The following is a 17,784-nucleotide window of genomic DNA, read 5'->3' on the forward strand; positions in this document are numbered from 1 at the left end:
GCTCGCTTTTTGCGCAAATAGAGAGTCGCAGGAATGAAGCCGTTCGCCTCCCGTTATCTGCTTGTTGCCGTCTTTTCGCTGTTCCTTGCCGCCTGCTCCTCGGCGCCGGTCGAACCGCCCGCTGCCCCGGAACAGCCCGACGCCTGGCAGCAGTTGCAACAGAACATCGCCAGCAACGAGCTGGCCACCGCCGAAGATCAACTCGCCACGCTGCAAGCGCAGTCGCCAGACGACGCCCGCGTCGAGCAGTATCATCGCCAGTTGGCCGAAGCCTACCTGCAACGCAGCCAGATCGTGTTGCAGAAGGGCGACGTCAACGCCGCTGCCACCGCGCTGGCCCGAGCGCGTGCCTTGATGCCACAGGCGCCGGCTCTGACCGGCGGCGAAGCCGTGGCACAGGCCCGCCAGGCCGAGCTGGACAAGGCCGAGGCCGCACTCAAGGCTGCCGAGTCCAAACCCCAGGCTCGGGTCATCGATCCGGCAGCACCGAGCACGGTAATTGCGTTGAAAACCACGGACATCGCGGCCATGCGCCGGCAACTGGACGACATTGCCGCCGACGTGGTGAATTATCACTGCGAAGTGGTTTTCCAAGTGCCGCGCATCCAGGACGCGCCTTGGCTGAAGACGTTGCTGCAAAAGCGCGTCAGCAAGCTCGATGCCAGCTTCCCGCTGAAACAGAAGCATGAAATCCAGCGCGCCTTGCCGGCCCAAGTGGTGCTGGTTCCGCATCAAAACTGAACAAACGAAAAGGGCCGCAATGCGGCCCTTTCGCTACAGCGCGGCGTTAACTGTCAGGCTGGAATGGCCTCGGCCGCCGCTTCTCGCTCCCACACCCGATGAGCCTCGACCGCCTTGACGAAGGCCTCCACGGTCTTCTGGTCGTCGCCCAGCAGCAGCCCCTTGTCGGTCTTCAGACCCAGCGCATCGAGCAGCGCCTTGCCCTGCGGCGCCACGCCGATGGCCTTCAAGTGCTTGTAGCCTTCGAGCAGGAAGTGCTTGGCGACGCCACTGGCGCCCAGGGCATCGAGCGAGGCCTTGCCGTCCGGCACCAGAATGCCGTCGAACATCACCGACGGCATGCCCTCCATCGACGCATCCACCGGCAGCGCCTTGCCGTCGGCGGTTTTCACCGGCGCCGAAGTCGGCCCCAGCAGCATCGGCCGCGCGCTGTGCGCCTCGAGCGCCTTGACCAGCGTGTCGACGCTGGCACCGTCCACACCGTTGGCGATCAGCAGGGCGATCTTGCGGCCCTTGATGCCGACCGTGCCGGGATGGTTCATCTGGCTCAGGGCAGGGGAGGTCTTGAGCTTGGACTGAGGCGCCTTGACGGTGCCCGCCTTGGGCGCCGGCAAGCCCAGGTTCTCGGCCACCGCCGTCGCCAGGTCGAGATCGATGTTGGCCAGAATCTCATTCACCTGCCGCTCGCGGATGTACTCGCGCTCGACCTTGCCCAGCTCGAAGCTATAGGCCTTGATGATGTGCTGCTGTTCGTTCGGGCTCATGCTCTTGAAGAACAGGCGGGCCTGGGAGAAGTGATCGCTGAACGACTCGCTGCGCTCGCGGATCTTGTGCGCGTCGACGCGTTCTTGATAGCTCTCGAAACCGCCATCCTGAGGCCCGGCGGGCGTCTCTTTCGGCCAGCCGCCGTCGATCGAGTTCGGCTCGTAGGACGCGCGCCCTTTGTGGATGGTCTGGCGGTGCATGGCATCGCGCTGATTGTTGTGGTTCGGCGCCACGGGGCGGTTGATCGGGATCTCATGGAAGTTCGGCCCGCCCAGGCGGCTGATCTGGGTATCGGTATACGAGAACAGGCGCCCCTGCAGCAGCGGGTCATTGGTGAAGTCGATGCCCGGCACGATATGCCCTGGGCAGAACGCCACTTGCTCGATCTCGGCGAAATAGTTGTCCGGGTTGCGGTTGAGCACCATCTTGCCCAGCGGCGTCACCGGCACCAGTTCTTCGGGGATGAGCTTGGTCGGATCGAGCAGGTCGAAGTCGAACGTGTGTTCATCGGCCTCCGGCACGATCTGCACGCCCAGTTCCCACTCGGGGTAGTCGCCGGTCTCGATGGCTTCGGACAGGTCGCGGCGGTGGTAATCGGTGTCCTTGCCAGCCAGTTTCTGCGCCTCGTCCCACAATACCGAGTGAACACCCTGACGCGGCTTCCAGTGGAATTTGACGAAGCTGGCCACGCCTTCGGCGTTGATCAGGCGGAAGGTGTGCACACCGAAGCCTTCCATCATCCGCAAGCTGCGCGGAATGGCACGGTCGGACATAGCCCAGATGACCATGTGCGCCGACTCCGGCACCAACGAAACAAAGTCCCAGAAGGTGTCATGGGCCGAGCCACCGGTTGGAATCTCGTTGTGCGGCTCGGGTTTGACCGCATGCACGAAGTCGGGAAACTTGATCGCATCCTGGATGAAGAACACCGGCATGTTGTTGCCGACCAGGTCGAAGTTGCCTTCATCGGTGTAGAACTTCACGGCGAAACCGCGCACATCGCGCACCGTGTCCCCCGAGCCGCGCGGGCCTTGCACGGTGGAGAAGCGCACGAACACCGGGGTGACTTTCTCCGGGTCTTGCAGGAAACCGGCCTTGGTCAGTGCGCTGTGGTTGCCGTAGCTCTGGAAGTAACCGTGGGCGCCGGTGCCGCGGGCGTGCACGATGCGCTCGGGGATGCGCTCATGGTCGAAGTGGGTAATCTTCTCGCGCATGATGAAGTCTTCAAGCAGCGAAGGCCCGCGCGCACCTGCCTTGAGCGTGTTCTGGTTGTCGGCGATGCGTACGCCCTGGTTGGTCCGCAGCGCCTGGCCGGTGGCATCGCTGCGCGCCTGCTCGAGGTTCTGCAGCTTGGTGTTGGTGTTGGCGCGGTCAGGGGTCTGGGTGCCAGCCAGTTCGCTCTGCTTGGGCGCGTCGGTCCTGTTGCTCGACATCTTGGCTCTCCTCATCAGTCTTCAGGCTGCCCATCGGGGGCTTGTTCAGGTAGTGACTGGAGGGGTTGACCATGCGTTCCATCGGGTTTACCGACCGTCGCGTTATGCCCAGGCGATTGGTCGAAGACGAAATAAATGCTAAGAACCGCCAGGGGAAAAGGCTAAAATGCGCGACCCCAGCTCACCGCTGACCCTAAATTCCATGCGCCCCACAAGGTTCGCTACGTGATCGAGTTCCAACATGTGCACAAGACCTACCGCGTCGCCGGTAGGGACATCCCCGCCCTCAACCCGACCAGCCTGAGCATCGAAGATGGCCAGGTGTTCGGCCTTATTGGCCATTCCGGTGCCGGCAAAAGTACCCTGCTGCGCCTGATCAACCGCCTGGAGGCGCCGTCCGGCGGCAAGATCATCGTCGACGGAGAAGACGTCACCGCCTTCGACGCCAACCAACTTCGGCGTTTCCGCCAGCAGGTCGGCATGATCTTCCAGCACTTCAACCTGCTGGCCTCCAAGACCGTCGCCGATAACGTCGCCCTGCCGCTGGTGCTGGCTGGCGAGCTGTCGCGTGCGGCGATCGACCAACGTGTCAGCCAGTTGCTGGCCCGCGTCGGCCTGTCGGACCACGCGAAGAAGTATCCGGCGCAGCTGTCGGGTGGCCAGAAGCAGCGCGTCGGCATCGCCCGGGCGTTGTCGACCAACCCGAAGATCCTGCTGTGCGACGAAGCCACCAGTGCCCTCGACCCGCAGACCACCGCCTCGGTGCTGCAACTGCTGGCCGAGATCAACCGCGAGCTAAAGCTGACCATCGTGTTGATCACCCACGAAATGGACGTGATCCGTCGGGTCTGCGACCGCGTGGCGGTAATGGATGCCGGGGTCATCGTCGAGCAGGGTTCGGTGGCCGACGTGTTCCTGCATCCGCAGCACGCCACCACCAAGCGCTTCGTCCAGGAAGACGAGCAGGTGGACGAGCACGAGCAACGCGACGACTTTGCCCACGTGCCGGGCCGCATCGTGCGCCTGACCTTCCAGGGCGAAGCCACCTATGCGCCGCTGCTGGGCACCGTCGCCCGCGAAACCGGAGTGGACTACAGCATCCTGGCCGGACGCATCGACCGCATCAAGGACGTGCCCTACGGCCAACTCACCCTCGCCGTCACCGGCGGCAACATCGACGCTGCGTTCGCGCGCTTCCAGGCCGCCGACGTCCACATGGAGGTCCTGCGCTGATGGACGCCCTGAATTTCTTCGCCAACGTCGACTGGTCCGAGATCTGGTTGGCCACCGGCGACACCCTGATCATGCTGTTCGGCTCGCTGCTGTTCACCGTGCTGCTCGGCCTGCCGCTGGGCGTGCTGCTGTTCCTCTGCGGCCCGCGGCAGATGTTCGAGCAGAAGGGCGTGTATGCGCTGCTGTCGCTGGTGGTGAACATCCTGCGTTCGCTGCCCTTCATCATCCTGCTGATCGTGATGATTCCGGTCACCGTACTGATCACCGGCACCTCGCTGGGCGTGGCTGGCGCCATCCCGCCCTTGGTGGTCGGTGCCACGCCGTTCTTCGCCCGCCTGGTGGAAACTGCGCTGCGCGAAGTGGACCGCGGCATCATCGAGGCCACTCAGTCGATGGGCGCCACCACCCGGCAGATCATCACCAATGCCCTGCTGCCCGAAGCGCGTCCAGGTATTTTTGCGGCCATTACGGTCACCGCGATCACCTTGGTGTCCTATACCGCGATGGCCGGTGTGGTCGGCGCCGGCGGCCTGGGCGACCTGGCCATCCGCTTCGGCTACCAGCGCTTCCAGACCGACGTGATGATCGTCACCGTGGTGCTGCTGTTGGTGCTGGTGCAGATCCTGCAGAGCGTCGGCGACCGGCTGGTCGTGCATTTTTCCCGTAAGTAACAACCCCAATGGGGTCGGCGTGCCGACCCGTTCGGGGGCCGTCGCGGCCCTCACAAGGAGTGATCGATGAAGAAACTGCTTGCTGTCGTCGCCGCCGTCGCGGCCTTCTCCGCCCAGGCGGCGGAAACCTTGAGCGTGGCCGCCTCCCCGGTGCCGCACGCCGAGATCCTCAACTTCGTCAAGCCGACGCTGGCCAAGGAAGGGGTGGATTTGAAGGTCAAGGAGTTCACTGACTACATCCAGCCCAACGTGCAAGTGGCCGAGAAGCGCCTGGACGCCAACTTCTTCCAGCACCAGCCGTACCTGGACGAATTCAACAAGGCCAAGGGCACCCATCTGGTCAGCGTTGCCGGCGTGCATATCGAACCGCTGGGCATCTATTCGAGCAAGTACAAGACACTCGACGAGCTGCCGTCCGGTGCCACCGTGGTCATCCCCAACGACGCCACCAACGGCGGCCGAGCCTTGCTGCTGCTGGACAAGGCCGGTGTGATCAAGCTCAAGGACAACAGCAACATCCTCGCCACCGTGAAGGACGTCGCCGAGAATCCCAAGAACGTGAAGTTCCGTGAGCTGGAAGCGGCCACCATTCCACGGGTGCTGACCCAGGTGGATGCCGCGCTGATCAACACCAACTACGCCTTGGAAGCCAAGCTCAATCCGGAAAAGGATGCCCTGGCCATCGAAGGTAAGGACTCGCCCTACGTGAACATCCTGGTCACCCGCGAGGACAACAAGGACAGCGACGCGGTCAAGAAGCTGGTTCAGGCCCTGCACTCGCCTGAGGTGAAGCAGTTCATCACCGAGAAGTACAAGGGCGCAGTGGTTCCGGCGTTCTGATTGCGCACGTCCACTTGCCCTGAGCGCCCGATTCGTAGAAACGGCTCCAGCCGTAATCGGGCGCGCGACAGCGCTTGAATCAGTCGCGCTTCACCAGCTTGGGCAACTGCGCCACCAGCTTTTGAGTGTCGAACGGCGCACGGATGAAACCGCGCTGCCGACCATCCGGCCCGACGATTGCCAAGTTGCCACTGTGATCCACGGTGTAGCCAGGCTTGCGCGTGTCCGCCGGGATGAACGGGATGCTCAAGGCATGGGCCAGTGTCTGGGTGTCTTCGATGGAGCCGGCCAGCCCGACGAAATCCTTGTCGAAATACGCCAGATACTGCTTGAGCTGTTGGGGGGTATCGCGGGCCGGATCGACGCTCACCAGTACCACCTGCAAGTGATCGAGCGTCCCTTTGGACAGCTCGCTCTTGACCTGCCGCAACTGGGCCAGCGTGGTCGGGCAGATGTCAGGGCAGTAGGTATAGCCGAAGAACAGCAACGACCACTTGCCCTTGAGCTGGTCCAGTTGCACCGGCTGACCGTTCTGGTCGGTCATGCTCACCGCCGGCACGCTGCGACTCTGTGCCAGCAGAATGATCCCGGCCTCGGTGAGCCCGGCCGAATCGGCTTCGCCCCGGCCGTTGAGCGCTTTGGTAACGGTCAAACCCAGGATCAATGCGGTCAGGGCGAACAGGATCAGGATGGTTTTCTGGGTTCGGGTCATGGCTTGGGCATTCGATTCAGAGGGGCGAAATGGGAATGAAGGATCTCGTCGTAGGCGGCTAGATTACAGTCCTTGACCGGTTAGGGCTAACAGAGCGGCAAAATGATGGCACATTGATATAACCGCATGGAGCAAGTGTCTCGCTGATATAACAAATGCGTCTTAGGCCTATGCGCAACCGAGCTACCTTAGTGTCTTCCGTTTGTAACGCCTTGTCCCTGGAGTTGTCATGAACACCGCAGCTGTACGCGAGCAGATCCATCAAGCCCAACTGTACGAGAGTCGCACTGGCCAATTGCAACAGCGCCTCGAGCAGCAGCTGCCGCACCTGCACCCGCTGATCCAACTACCCGTGCAGGATGCCAAGGGTACCCTGGCACGCTTCGTCAGCGCCTACATCGACCAAGTGCCCGAACTGCTCGAAGCCGCCCATGCAGTGGCCCGCGAGGCGGGTATCGAGTCGCAGATCAAGCCCGTGCTGAAAATCGCCGAGGCTTATTTCCTGCAGCCGCCCAGCGTGGTGGGCTCGCACACCGGGCTGGACTGCCTGCTGGACGAAGCCTACCTGGCGCATCGGCTGGTCGAAGAGGTCAACGACCTGTACATCCGCCACTTCCAGCAGCCACTGATCCCGGTGGACACCACCGTGGCCAACCTCATCGCTCACCAACTGATCGGCGAAACCTTCGCCAATCAACTGGACGAAGTGGTGCATCACTCGGTGGACGAAATGCTCGACGACGAGAGCTTCGCCGTCGAATCGGTGGAGGCCTACCGCGAAACCCTGCGCAGCCCGCAAACCGGCGAAGCGTGGAAGCGCTGGCCATGCCTGTCGCGCCAGTTGAGTGTGGAACTGGACCTGCACCAGACCAGCCACTGAGCCCGAGGGCCGTGGCGGGAGTTGCCCCCAATGACGGCGCAGTGGGGCGGACGCCGTTGCAAGCATGGCTGACGTAGACCAGGCCGAACCGTCCGGACGCGCGTCAGGCCTGGGCCAGGCGCCGTAGCCGGCCCTCCACGCGGCGTTTGAGTCCATGCTGTTCGATACGCAAGTGCGAACCGGCGGCCAGGCTCGAACGCCCCCAGTCCTCCAGCAGCTCCAGCACCGAATGGTCGATGTAGCTCAGGTTGCCCAACGGTACGTGTAGCGTGGTGCCGGGCGGCACGCTTTCCAGCGTCTGGGTCAGTGCTGGCACCTTGAGGAAGGTCGCCGCACCGCTCAAGCGCAGTTCCAGGTGTCCGGGCTCGTCGAGCGGCACCAGGTTGATCTTCAGCCGCGCGGCCTTGAACGCCAGCTTCAGCAAGGTCAGGGCGAAGCCCACCAGCACACCGGTCAGCAAATCGGTGAAGACGATGGCCAAGGCAGTCGCGGCGTAGGTGAACATCGGCATGCGGCCATACCGGCCCAGGTCACGGAACGCTTTGACGTTCACCAGCTTGATGCCGGTGTAGACCAGCACGCCCGCCAGGCTCGCCACTGGAATCTGCTGCAGCACGCTGCCCAGCACCACCACGAAGCCCAGCAGCCACACCCCATGCAGGATCGCCGATGCGCGGGTCTGGGCGCCGGCTTGGACGTTGGCCGAACTGCGCACGATCACCCCGGTCATCGGCAAGGCGCCGAGCAGACCACAGAGCATGTTGCCGATACCCTGGGCTGACAGTTCACGGTCGAAATCCGAACGCTGGCCATTGTGCATGCGGTCTACCGCCGCCGCCGACAGCAGGGTTTCGGCGCTGGCGATGAAGGCCAGGGCGAAAGCCGCCACCAGCAAGCTCGGATCGGCCAGTTGCAGGAGGTCATCAGGACGCAGCCAGTCGATGGCTTCGGAGAGGTCCGCCGGCACCTGCACGCGGTTGACCGGCAGCGCCAGCCACAGGCTGAGCGCAGTCATCGCCGCCACGCCCAGCAACGCACCGGGCATGAAGCGCAGCCGCTGCGGGCGCCAGCGATCCCACCCCCACATCAGGGCGATGGTGCCCAGGCCCAGGGCGCCGGCCTGCCACCCACTGCCGGCGCTCTCCAACGGCAGCGCAGCGGCGAGGGTGGCGGGGAAGCCCAGCAGGTTGTCGACGCCAGAGGGCTGCGGCGCCGCATCGAACATCACATGCACCTGGGACAGCACGATCAGCACGCCGATGCCCGCCAGCATGCCGTACACCACGGCCGGGGCAGTGACGCGGAACCAGCAACCCAGGCGCAGGCGCCCGGCCAGCAATTGCAGCAATCCAGCCAGCAGCAGGATCGGCCCGAGCATGGCTACGCCATGCTGTCGCACCAGCTCGAACACCAGCACGGCCAGGCCCGCCGCCGGGCCGCTGACCTGCAGCGGCGAGCCGGCGAGAAAGCCGACCACGACGCCGCCGATGATGCCGGTGATCAGGCCTTTGGCCGGCGGCATGCCCGAGGCAATCGCGATGCCCATGCACAGCGGCAGGGCCACCAGGAACACCACGACCGAAGCCAGCAATTCGCGCGGCAGTGCCGCTTTAATCTGTGTCATGTTCACCATGTCGCTCCTTTTCTGATTCACGGCCAATCCACTGGCCGATAGCACGCGGATCCCTGAATCGCGCGCAGGCGCAGGCCGCCAGCAGGATTGCCGGCAAGGCGTTCAGGGAAATTCAAGGCAGCCGAAAGCCCTGCCGCGCCAACGGGGCGCAGCCGGCTATCAGGGTTTCTTCAGGTGGTGGGGCGGCTTAGTAGCGGCCTCTCGGAGTCGCGCAGGGCACCGGCTCACCGGCACTGAGCGGAAGGAAGGCGTCGCTGGCCGCGTCGTAGGCTTCGATGCGGCTGGTCTCGATGTCGTAGACCCAACCATGGATGTACAACTGGCCAGCCGCCAGACGCGAAGCCACCGAAGGGTGGGTGCGCAGGTGATGCAATTGGGCGATGACGTTTTCCTTGGTCAACACCTGCATGTTCTCGTGCTCGGTGTCGCAGGTGCAGTTGTTCTCGACCACGGTGCGCGCCACTTCGGCGTGGCGCAGCCAGGCCGAGACGGTGGGCATCTTGGCCAGCGACTGCGGGTTGAGCACGGCACGCATGGCGCCGCAGTCGGAGTGGCCGCAGACGATGATGTGGTGAACGCCCAACGCCATAACCGCGTACTCGATGGCGCTGGAAACACCACCGTTCATCTGCCCATAAGGCGGCACCACGTTACCCACGTTACGGGTTACGAACAGGTCGCCCGGCGAGCTCTGGGTGATCAGTTCGGGAACGATGCGCGAGTCGGCGCAGGTGATGAACATGGCGCGGGGTTTCTGCGCGGTGGCGAGCTTCTTGAACAGCTCCTGCTGCTCGGGGAACACGTCATGGTGAAATTTCAAGAAGCCGTCGACGATGTGCTTCAGGGCGGCATCGGCGTTCTCGGCAGGGGCAGCCGGAACGGGCTTGGATGGGTCCTTGATCGGCATGATTCATCCTCTAGACGGTTTTTCGGTAAGCACGAGTTTACCGGGGAAAGATTCTGGCTATGCGAGGAATTAGATGACGCGCACAGGTAATAAATCACAGCCACCTTTGGCTGAGTCCTTACGCTAGCGGAGAAAACTTAACTGAAACTGAATTCAGAGGCTCTAGAACGGGCGTTCCAGGTTCTGGCGGGGAGTTCTCGATAATAGCAAAAAAGCATCAATCGCCAATACCCTCCAGCGAAATTAATGGCAGGCATGAGTGAGATTGTGGGGTAGCCGGGCATGTGTTCAAAACAACGCCATCTGCGCCCCTGGCACGCAAAACGCCGAGCAGTCCAACGCCAACGCCTCGCGTCCGGCAAAGCCCATCTGCCGAGCGGCCTTGGCAAAGCGCTGGGCCAACAGCTCGGCGAACACGCCTTCGCCACGCATGCGCGTTCCGAAACGACTGTCATACAACTCGCCACCCCGGCTCTGACGCATCAGGCTCAGCACATGCGCCGCCCGTTGCGGGTAATGATCCTGCAGCCATTGCTCGAACAGCGGCGCCACCTCCAGCGGCAGGCGCAGCATCATGTAGGCGGCGCTCTGCGCGCCAGCGTCACGCGCCGCTTCGAGCAGGTGCTCCAGTTCGCAATCGTTGATCATCGGAATGATCGGCGAGCACAGCACCCCCACCGGCACGCCTGCTTCGCGCAACACGCGAATGGCCCGCAACCGAGCCTTCGGCGCCGCTGCACGCGGCTCCAGCGTGCGCTTGAGCTCATCGTCCAGCGTGGTGAGGCTGATCATCACCCGCACCAGGCGCAGGCTGGCCAATTCGCTCAGCAGGTCGAGGTCGCGCAGGATCAGCGAGCCTTTGGTCACGATGGTCACCGGGTGGCGATAGCGCAACAGCACCTCGAGCAGACGGCGACTGAGCTGGTGGTCGCGCTCGATCGGCTGGTAGGGATCGGTGTTGGCACCCAGGTTGATCGGCGCACAGACGTAACCCGGCTTGCTCAACTGCTGTTCGAGCACCTCGGCGGCATTGGTCTTGGCGATCAGCTTGGTTTCGAAATCCAGGCCAGGGGACAGGTCCCAGTAGGCATGGCTCGGCCGGGCATAGCAGTAGATACAGCCATGCTCGCAGCCGCGGTAGGGATTGATCGAACGGTCGAAGGGCAAGTCGGGGGAGGTGTTGCGGGCGATGATGGTCTTGGCGGTCTCGATCCGCACCTCGGTGCCCTGGGTGACCGGCACTTCCTGATGCCAGCCGTCATCTTCCACCACCGAGATGCTCGGGGCGAAGCGGTTGTGAGGATTGCTGGCCGTGCCACGGCCGCGGACGGGAGCTGACTTCATGATGAAAAAACCCGCATTGCTGTATGCGCATACAGTAATGCGGGTTAGTCATTGCCGCCAGCGGCGTCAGCCGGACGGTGCGATCAGTCGGTCTTCTTCAACTTCGGGTTGGGGAAGAACTGCACGGTCTGCACCTGTACCGGCTGCGCCTTGACCGCCTGCTGGTTGACCCGGGTGCCAAGCTCCTTGGGCACCGACAGGCCTTGCTCGTTGAGCGTGTCGGTGAAACCGCAGGCCACGCATTCGCGGTGCGGCACGCCGTCTTCGCTCCACATCATCAGCTTGTCCGGCTCACTGCACGCCGGGCAGACCGCCCCGGCGATGAAGCGTTTCTTGGTCGTGCTGACAGCGCCCTCGCTCATGCCGCGGCCTCTTCGGTCAGGCCACTGTGGCGCAACAGGGCATCGATGGAGGGCTCGCGACCGCGGAAGTCGACGAACAGCACCATCGGTGCCCGCGAGCCGCCACGGGCCAGGATCGCCTCGCGGAACGCACGGCCGGTTTCGGCGTTGAGCACGCCTTCTTCCTCGAAGCGCGAGAAGGCGTCGGCCGACAGCACTTCGGCCCACTTGTAGCTGTAGTAGCCGGCCGCATAACCGCCGGCAAAGATGTGCGCGAAGCTGTTGGGGAACCGGTTGTAGGCCGGCGGACGCATCACCGTGACCTCGTCGCGCACGCCCTCGAGCACCTGCAGCACGCTGCGGCCATCGCCATGGGTGGCGTGCAGTTCGAAGTCGAACAGGGAGAACTCCAACTGGCGCACCATCATCATGCCGGACTGGAAGTTCTTCGCCGCCAGCATCTTGTCCAGCAGGTCCTGGGGCAGCGCTTCGCCGGTTTCATAGTGACCGGAGATCAGCGCCAGGCCTTCCGGCTCCCAGCACCAGTTCTCCATGAACTGGCTCGGCAACTCGACCGCATCCCAGGCCACGCCGTTGATGCCTGAAACACCGGCATGCTCGATGCGGGTGAGCAGGTGATGCAAGCCATGGCCGAACTCGTGGAACAGCGTGGTGACTTCGTCGTGGGTGAGCAACGCCGGCTTGCCGGGCGCTGCCGGGGTGAAGTTACACACCAGGTTGGCCACCGGGCTCTGCAACGCGCCTGCGGCGGTGCGGCGACGGTCGCGGGCGCCGTCCATCCAGGCGCCGCCGCGCTTGTTGGCGCGGGCATAGAGGTCGAAGAAGAAGCGCCCCACGTGCTGGCCGTTTTCCTTGATCTCGAACAGGCGTACGTCCGGGTGCCAGGCGTCGAAGCCCTTGAGCTCAGCGATTTCGATGCCGTACAGGCGCTGGACGATGCTGAACAGACCGCCCAGCACCTTGTCGATCGGGAAGTAGGCGCGCAGGGCTTCCTGGGACACGCTATAGCGCTGCTCGCGCAGTTTTTCCCCATAGTAGCCGGCGTCCCAGCTCGACAGCTCGGCGCAGCCCTGCTCGGCGGCATAGGCCTTGAGCTGCTCGAGGTCCTGGGCGGCGAACGGCTTGGAGCGCTTGGCCAAGTCGCGCAGGAAGCTCAGCACCTGATCGCTGGACTCGGCCATCTTGGTGGCCAGGCTCAGTTCGGCGTAGTTGGCGTAGCCGAGCAACGTGGCCAGTTCCTGGCGCAGATCGAGAATCTCGGCCATGACCGGACCGTTGTCGAACTGACCGGCATTAGGCCCCTGATCGGACGCGCGGGTGCAGTAGGCGGCGTACAGTTCTTCACGCAAGGCGCGGTCGTTGGCGTAGGTCATCACCGCGTAGTAGCTGGGGAACTCCAGGGTGATCAGCCAACCGTCCAGCCCTTTGGCCTGGGCGGCGGCGGCCATCTGCGCCTTGGCCGACTCGGTCAGGCCGTCCAGCGCGGCTTCGTCGGTGACGTGCTTGGTCCAGGCCTGGGTGGCGTCGAGCAGTTGGTTGGAGAAGCGGCTGCCCAGTTCGCTGAGGGTGCTCTGCACATGGGCGTAGCGCTGCTGTTTGTCGGGCGACAGATCGATGCCCGACAGACGGAAGTCGCGCAGGGCGTGTTCCAGAATGGTTTTCTGCGCCACGTCGAAACCGGCGGCTTCCGGGCTGTTGGCCAGGGCCTGGTAGGCGTCGAACAGCGCGCGGTTCTGCCCCAGCTCGGTGGCGTAGGCGCTCAGCGCCGGCAGGCACGATTCGTAGGCCTCGCGCAGCGCCTGGCTGTTGCACACCGCATTGAGATGGCTGACCGGGCTCCAGGCCGCGCCCAGGCGGTCATTGAGTTCATCCATCGCCAGCACCAGGCCAGCCCAGGAGGGGTTCTTGCCCTGCTGCTCGAGGATATCGGCGATGGCCTTGCGGTTGTCGGCCAGGATCTGCTCGATCGCCGGCAGCACGTGTTCGGCACGGATCGCGGAGAAGGGCGGCAGGTCATGGGACTGCAGAAGCGGGTTGTTCGCACTCACGGTTCGGATACCTTGGCAGGAGAAACACTGCACCATCTTAATTACAATCGACGCCGACCGCAGCAGGCAGCCTGCCTATCGGCACTGTAGAGGAATACGATCATGGCCATCCGCACCTTTCGCGACCACACGCCAAGCCTCGGCCCACGTGCCTTCGTCGACCGTTCGGCGGTGGTGATCGGCGACGTGCAGCTCGGCGAGGACAGTTCGGTCTGGCCATTGACGGTGATTCGTGGCGACATGCACCGCATCCGCATCGGTGCGCGCACCAGCGTGCAGGATGGCAGTGTGCTGCACATCACCCATGCCGGGCCGTTCAATCCCGACGGCTTCGCGCTGATCATCGGCGACGAGGTGACCATCGGCCACAAGGTCATGCTGCACGGCTGCACCTTGGGCAACAGGATCCTGGTCGGCATGGGCAGCACGGTGATGGACGGCGCCATCGTCGAGGACGAGGTGATCATCGGCGCCGGCAGTCTGGTACCGCCCGGCAAGCGCCTGGTCAGCGGCTACCTGTATGTCGGCAGTCCGGTGAAGCAGGCCCGACCACTGAGCGAAAACGAACGCGCGTTCTTCGCCTACAGCGCCAACAACTATGTGAAGCTCAAGGACCAGCACCTGGCCGAAGGCTACGATCAACCGGAGCAACCCTGATCCATGCACCAGCAAACCGTTCTTTTCGACCTCGACGGCACCCTCACCGATCCACGCCTGGGCATTACCCGCTCGATCCAGTACGCGCTGGCCAAGCTGGGCATCGACGAGCCGGACCTGACCCGCCTGGAGCACTTCATCGGCCCACCGTTGCTCCAGGCGTTCATGCAGTTCTATGGCTTCGACGAGGCCAAGGCCTGGCAGGCGGTGAATTTCTACCGGGAGCGCTTCAAGGTCACCGGGCTGTACGAGAACCACGTGTTCGAAGGCGTGCCTGCGCTGCTGCAAGCCCTCACCGAGCAGGGCCGCACGCTGTATGTCGCCACCTCCAAGCCCTGGGAGTTCGCCCGCGAGATCGCCCGACACTTCGCCTTCGACCGGCACTTCAAAGTGATCTACGGCAGCGAGCTGGATGGCACGCGCACCAACAAGGTCGAGCTGATTCGCCATCTGCTGGATGAAGAGCGGCTGGATCCGGCGCAGACGCTGATGATCGGTGACCGCAAGCACGACCTGATCGGCGCCCACAGCAACGGCCTGCAGGCGGTCGCCGTGGGGTATGGCTTCGGCAGCCGCGAAGAGCTGGCCGCCGAGACCCCGGCCTTCCATTTCGAGACGGTGGCCGACCTGCACCGGGCCTTCCTGGCCGCTTGACCGCCACAAGGGCCGCCTGGCGGCCCCGAGCGCTACCGGCTTGCGCCCAACCGCTGCAACGCCGCCTGGCGCTCATCGACCGGCAGTCGTCCTACGTCCTCGACCCGCCGATAGAACTTCGTCCAATCCCCGCCGACCTCGCGGTACAGCGCGGCGAAGGCCGGCACCCACTGGTCATACAGCCCGAACGGCAACAGCTTGGCGTTGCTCATCGGTCCATAGACCCAGGCGTCGTAGCGGGTATCACCGCCCCAGTCGCGGTCGCGTATCTGTCGGTAGTCCCGGCGCAGGCGCTGGAACTCGGCTTGCTTGGCCACGCGCTTTTCGCCATCGCTCGATGGCTGCGCGTAGATCGCCTGCAGTCGATCGCGGCTGGCCAGCACCAGGCGCACGAACTGCTCACGCTGGCCCGCGCCATCCCCATGTTCAGCCGGTAGCCCCCGCGCCCGGCGCCATTGGCGGGTGCCCTCCTGCTCGACGAAGGTGGCGAAAGACTCGTTGAATGCGGTGTCGTCCTTCACGTAGAAGCGCTGATGCGCCAACTCGTGGAAGATCAAGGTGGCCAGCCGCTCATCGTCCCAGCGCAGCATCGACGAGAGAAGCGGATCGTCGAACCAGCCCAGTGTGGAATAGGCCTCCACGCCCCCTACATAGACATCCAGCCCTTCCTGGCGCATCACCGCCGCCGCGCCACGCGCCGCGCCCTGATGGTAATAGCCCCGGTAGGCTACGCACCCGGCGATGGGAAAACAGTGGGTGATGGGCTGTAGAGACAGCTCCGGCGTGGCGAAGACGTTCCACACCACATAGGGGCGGCCGAGGTCGGCGTAGACGCGATAGCTGCGGTTATCCGGCAGTTTCAGCCGCTCGCTGGCAAAGACGCGCGCCTGCTCGGCCTGGGTCAGGCGCTGGCGCAGCCGTGGGTCGGTCGCCGGATTGGCCACCACCTGCTCGACCGGCTGGCGCGCCCGAAGCAGTTGCCATTGCCCTTGGGCCAGTTGCCCGTAATAACCCACGGTGGCGCAGCCGCTGATCAGCAGCGCCGCCGCCAGCGGAACAAACACCGTGAAAACGCGGTCCAGAGCCCGGCGGCCTGAGCGCTGTCGTGCAAAACGTCGAACCATAGGGGCTGTTCATCCCGCTCAAGGCCAGTGCGTGCCAAGACTATCTTGCCAAGGGACCTTTTCGCCATGCGTACACTGTTTGCCATCGGCACCTTCGGGCTGCTGGGCGCCTGCTCCACCTTGCCCGACCCGGACCCCAACCAAGCCTGGGTCGATCTCGCCCCGGGCGATGACACCTCGCTGCACGCCGTGCAGGTCGATGAACGCGACTGGAGCGACAACCGCTATTTCGAAGTCCCGCCCGGTCGCCATGAGCTGACCGTGCGCTACCAGTTCCCAGTGTCGCCGAGCAACATCGGCCCGGTCGCAGAACCGCTGTGGCGCGACTGCCAACTCAACCTCACCTTCAAGGACTTCAACGCCGGGCAGCGTTATCGCCTGCAAGCGGGCAGTATCGGTTTGCGGCCTTGGGTGAAGCTTTATGACGGGCAGCAGAAACTCATGGGACAAGGCGAGCCAGCGGGATGCCAGCATGGCTGATCGACGCTATGCTTGTGCCTTGTGACCCGCAAGCGGAGTTTCACCATGCGCCAGCCCATGATGCTGTTCGCCCTCAGTGCACTGGGGGCTTGCGCCAGCCCCTTGCCCCCGAAAGATCCGGCCCAGGCGTGGATCGACCTCTACACCGTCACGCCGGGTCGCGTGATCATGGCCGACAAGCTCGACGGCAAGCGCCTCGATGACGGCCGATACTTCCAGGTCGCCCCCGGCCGTCACGAGCTGGTGGTGCGCTTCGACTACGAACTTACAGCGGGCCTGTTCACCACCAGCCCAACCGAGCGCACGTGTTACCTGACTGTGCGCTTCGACGACTTCAAAGCTGGTGAGCATTACCGCCTGGAGGCGCGGGCACCGGCGATGCAGCCGCAGCTATACCTCTACGATGCCGATCGCCAGGTGCTGGTGGACGAGCCTGCCGAGGTGTTCTGTATTCCTTGAAAGCAGCGGGGCCACTCGGCGTGGCCCCAGGGCTTATTCATCATTCTTCTGGTAGATGATCTTGCGGGTACCGTTATCGCAACTGCCCACGACCATGTTCTGGTCGCTGACTTCGCTGTTGGAGACGATTTCCAGCGTGTAGGAGGGCACTCCAGCGGCCTGGATCTTGGCTTCGATCTCAGCCTTGAGTTCCTCGCAAGGCTTGGGTGCGGCCAATACCGAAGTGGCCACCAGCGAGCCCAGAACGACGGATGCTACGCGGATCATGGAACGGCTCCTGAAGGGGCAGGCAATCTGCCGACCCCTGCAGAGTACAACAAAGCCCGGCTTACGAAAGCAGGGTGGCGTCGAGGGTGATCTTCGCGTTGAGCAGCTTGGACACCGGGCAACCGGCCTTGGCCTTGTTGGCAATGTCATGGAACTGCTGATCGCTGGCGCCCGGCACCTTGGCCTTGAGAATCAGGTGCACGGCCGTGATAGCGAACCCGTCATCCTGCTTTTCGAGGGTGACTTCGGCGGTGGTATCGATACGCTCGGGCGTGAGTTTTTCTTCGCCCAGCATCATCGACAAGGCCATGGAGAAGCAGCCGGCATGCGCCGCACCAATCAGCTCCTCCGGGTTGGTCCCCGGCAACCCCTCGAAACGGGTGTTGAAACCGTAGGGGTTCTGCTTCAGCGAGCCGCTCTCGGTGGACAGCCGGCCCTTGCCATCCTTGAGCCCACCTTCCCAGATCGCCGATGCTGTCTTTTTCATGTTGCCTCCTGGACATACGGTTAAGGTCTACAAGGTTCTGAGGCTCCACCCCACAGCAAGTTCAGACCAATCCACGGTCTGCCATTG

19 protein-coding genes are annotated in these 17,784 nt (G+C 63.8%); 9 read left to right on the top strand and 10 right to left on the bottom strand.

The features are described from left to right. Positions 1-33: 33 nt before the first annotated feature. Positions 34-741 carry a PA5502 family lipoprotein gene (locus NJ69_RS18610; RefSeq protein ID WP_039582061.1) on the top strand — a complete coding sequence of 236 codons (708 nt, stop codon included), beginning with the start codon at positions 34-36 and terminating at the stop codon, positions 739-741. Between the two features lie 53 nt (positions 742-794). Here NJ69_RS18610 and katE read toward each other — a convergent pair whose 3' ends face one another. Continuing rightward, positions 795-2,939, bottom strand: a complete 2,145-nt coding sequence (katE, locus tag NJ69_RS18615; RefSeq protein WP_039582064.1) for a catalase HPII — start codon at positions 2,937-2,939, stop codon at positions 795-797. Between the two features lie 225 nt (positions 2,940-3,164). Between katE and NJ69_RS18620 the strand changes: the two genes are divergently transcribed. The 3 genes from NJ69_RS18620 to NJ69_RS18630 all read left to right on the top strand — a co-directional run bounded on the left by NJ69_RS18620 (position 3,165) and on the right by NJ69_RS18630 (position 5,683). Beyond that, the gene (locus NJ69_RS18620) at positions 3,165-4,172 is read left to right on the top strand and encodes a methionine ABC transporter ATP-binding protein (RefSeq protein ID WP_039582065.1); all 1,008 of its coding nucleotides are present in this window, start codon (positions 3,165-3,167) and stop codon (positions 4,170-4,172) included. Then, entirely contained in the window at positions 4,172-4,843 is a 672-nt protein-coding gene (locus NJ69_RS18625; RefSeq protein ID WP_039582067.1) for a methionine ABC transporter permease, read from the top strand. The genes NJ69_RS18620 and NJ69_RS18625 overlap by 1 nt, the downstream gene beginning before the upstream one ends. Before the next feature lie 66 nt (positions 4,844-4,909). Then, complete coding sequence (locus tag NJ69_RS18630; RefSeq protein ID WP_029612494.1) at positions 4,910-5,683, top strand: MetQ/NlpA family ABC transporter substrate-binding protein; 774 nt, start codon at positions 4,910-4,912, stop codon at positions 5,681-5,683. Between the two features lie 79 nt (positions 5,684-5,762). Here the strand turns inward: NJ69_RS18630 and NJ69_RS18635 are convergent, their stop codons facing one another. Beyond that, positions 5,763-6,395: an SCO family protein gene (locus tag NJ69_RS18635; RefSeq protein WP_039582069.1), complete on the bottom strand. Its 633-nt coding sequence runs from the start codon at positions 6,393-6,395 to the stop codon at positions 5,763-5,765. A gap of 229 nt (positions 6,396-6,624) precedes the next feature. Here NJ69_RS18635 and NJ69_RS18640 point away from each other — a divergent pair, with 229 nt between their 5' ends. Beyond that, entirely contained in the window at positions 6,625-7,275 is a 651-nt protein-coding gene (locus NJ69_RS18640; RefSeq protein ID WP_039582071.1) for a hypothetical protein, read from the top strand. Positions 7,276-7,378: 103 nt separating this feature from the next. On the opposite strand, the gene NJ69_RS18645 is transcribed toward NJ69_RS18640, so the two are convergent. From NJ69_RS18645 to prlC, 5 genes are all read right to left on the bottom strand, one after another. Next, positions 7,379-8,908 (bottom strand): SulP family inorganic anion transporter, encoded by a 1,530-nt coding sequence (locus tag NJ69_RS18645; protein WP_369811410.1) that lies wholly within the window; start codon positions 8,906-8,908, stop codon positions 7,379-7,381. A 187-nt stretch (positions 8,909-9,095) separates the two neighbouring features. Further along, on the bottom strand, positions 9,096-9,815 hold the full coding sequence (locus NJ69_RS18650) for a carbonic anhydrase (RefSeq protein WP_029612492.1): 720 nt from the start codon (positions 9,813-9,815) through the stop codon (positions 9,096-9,098). A 288-nt stretch (positions 9,816-10,103) separates the two neighbouring features. Beyond that, the gene (locus NJ69_RS18655; RefSeq protein WP_167335975.1) at positions 10,104-11,159 is read right to left on the bottom strand and encodes a PA0069 family radical SAM protein; all 1,056 of its coding nucleotides are present in this window, start codon (positions 11,157-11,159) and stop codon (positions 10,104-10,106) included. 83 nt (positions 11,160-11,242) lie between these two features. Then, the gene (locus tag NJ69_RS18660) at positions 11,243-11,521 is read right to left on the bottom strand and encodes a YheV family putative zinc ribbon protein (protein ID WP_039582076.1); all 279 of its coding nucleotides are present in this window, start codon (positions 11,519-11,521) and stop codon (positions 11,243-11,245) included. Continuing rightward, entirely contained in the window at positions 11,518-13,569 is a 2,052-nt protein-coding gene (gene prlC / locus NJ69_RS18665) for an oligopeptidase A (protein ID WP_039582078.1), read from the bottom strand. The genes NJ69_RS18660 and prlC overlap by 4 nt, the downstream gene beginning before the upstream one ends. A gap of 102 nt (positions 13,570-13,671) precedes the next feature. Here prlC and NJ69_RS18670 point away from each other — a divergent pair, with 102 nt between their 5' ends. After that, complete coding sequence (locus NJ69_RS18670) at positions 13,672-14,226, top strand: gamma carbonic anhydrase family protein (protein WP_039582081.1); 555 nt, start codon at positions 13,672-13,674, stop codon at positions 14,224-14,226. 3 nt (positions 14,227-14,229) lie between these two features. Continuing rightward, on the top strand, positions 14,230-14,880 hold the full coding sequence (locus tag NJ69_RS18675) for an HAD family hydrolase (protein ID WP_039582084.1): 651 nt from the start codon (positions 14,230-14,232) through the stop codon (positions 14,878-14,880). Between the two features lie 32 nt (positions 14,881-14,912). On the opposite strand, the gene NJ69_RS18680 is transcribed toward NJ69_RS18675, so the two are convergent. Further along, positions 14,913-16,004 (bottom strand): aminopeptidase, encoded by a 1,092-nt coding sequence (locus NJ69_RS18680; protein ID WP_039582085.1) that lies wholly within the window; start codon positions 16,002-16,004, stop codon positions 14,913-14,915. A 66-nt stretch (positions 16,005-16,070) separates the two neighbouring features. On the opposite strand from NJ69_RS18680, the gene NJ69_RS18685 reads away from it, so the two are divergent. Continuing rightward, positions 16,071-16,484: a hypothetical protein gene (locus NJ69_RS18685; RefSeq protein ID WP_039582094.1), complete on the top strand. Its 414-nt coding sequence runs from the start codon at positions 16,071-16,073 to the stop codon at positions 16,482-16,484. Positions 16,485-16,529: 45 nt separating this feature from the next. Continuing rightward, complete coding sequence (locus tag NJ69_RS18690) at positions 16,530-16,943, top strand: hypothetical protein (RefSeq protein WP_039582097.1); 414 nt, start codon at positions 16,530-16,532, stop codon at positions 16,941-16,943. 33 nt (positions 16,944-16,976) lie between these two features. Here the strand turns inward: NJ69_RS18690 and NJ69_RS18695 are convergent, their stop codons facing one another. Then, a complete protein-coding gene (locus NJ69_RS18695) occupies positions 16,977-17,210 on the bottom strand; it encodes a DUF1161 domain-containing protein (RefSeq protein WP_029612486.1) in 234 nt (77 codons plus the stop codon). Between the two features lie 61 nt (positions 17,211-17,271). Continuing rightward, entirely contained in the window at positions 17,272-17,697 is a 426-nt protein-coding gene (locus NJ69_RS18700; protein ID WP_039582099.1) for an OsmC family protein, read from the bottom strand. Positions 17,698-17,784: the final 87 nt, after the last annotated feature.

Origin of the sequence: Pseudomonas parafulva (genome assembly GCF_000800255.1) — a bacterium.
Taxonomy (GTDB): domain Bacteria; phylum Pseudomonadota; class Gammaproteobacteria; order Pseudomonadales; family Pseudomonadaceae; genus Aquipseudomonas; species Aquipseudomonas boreofloridensis.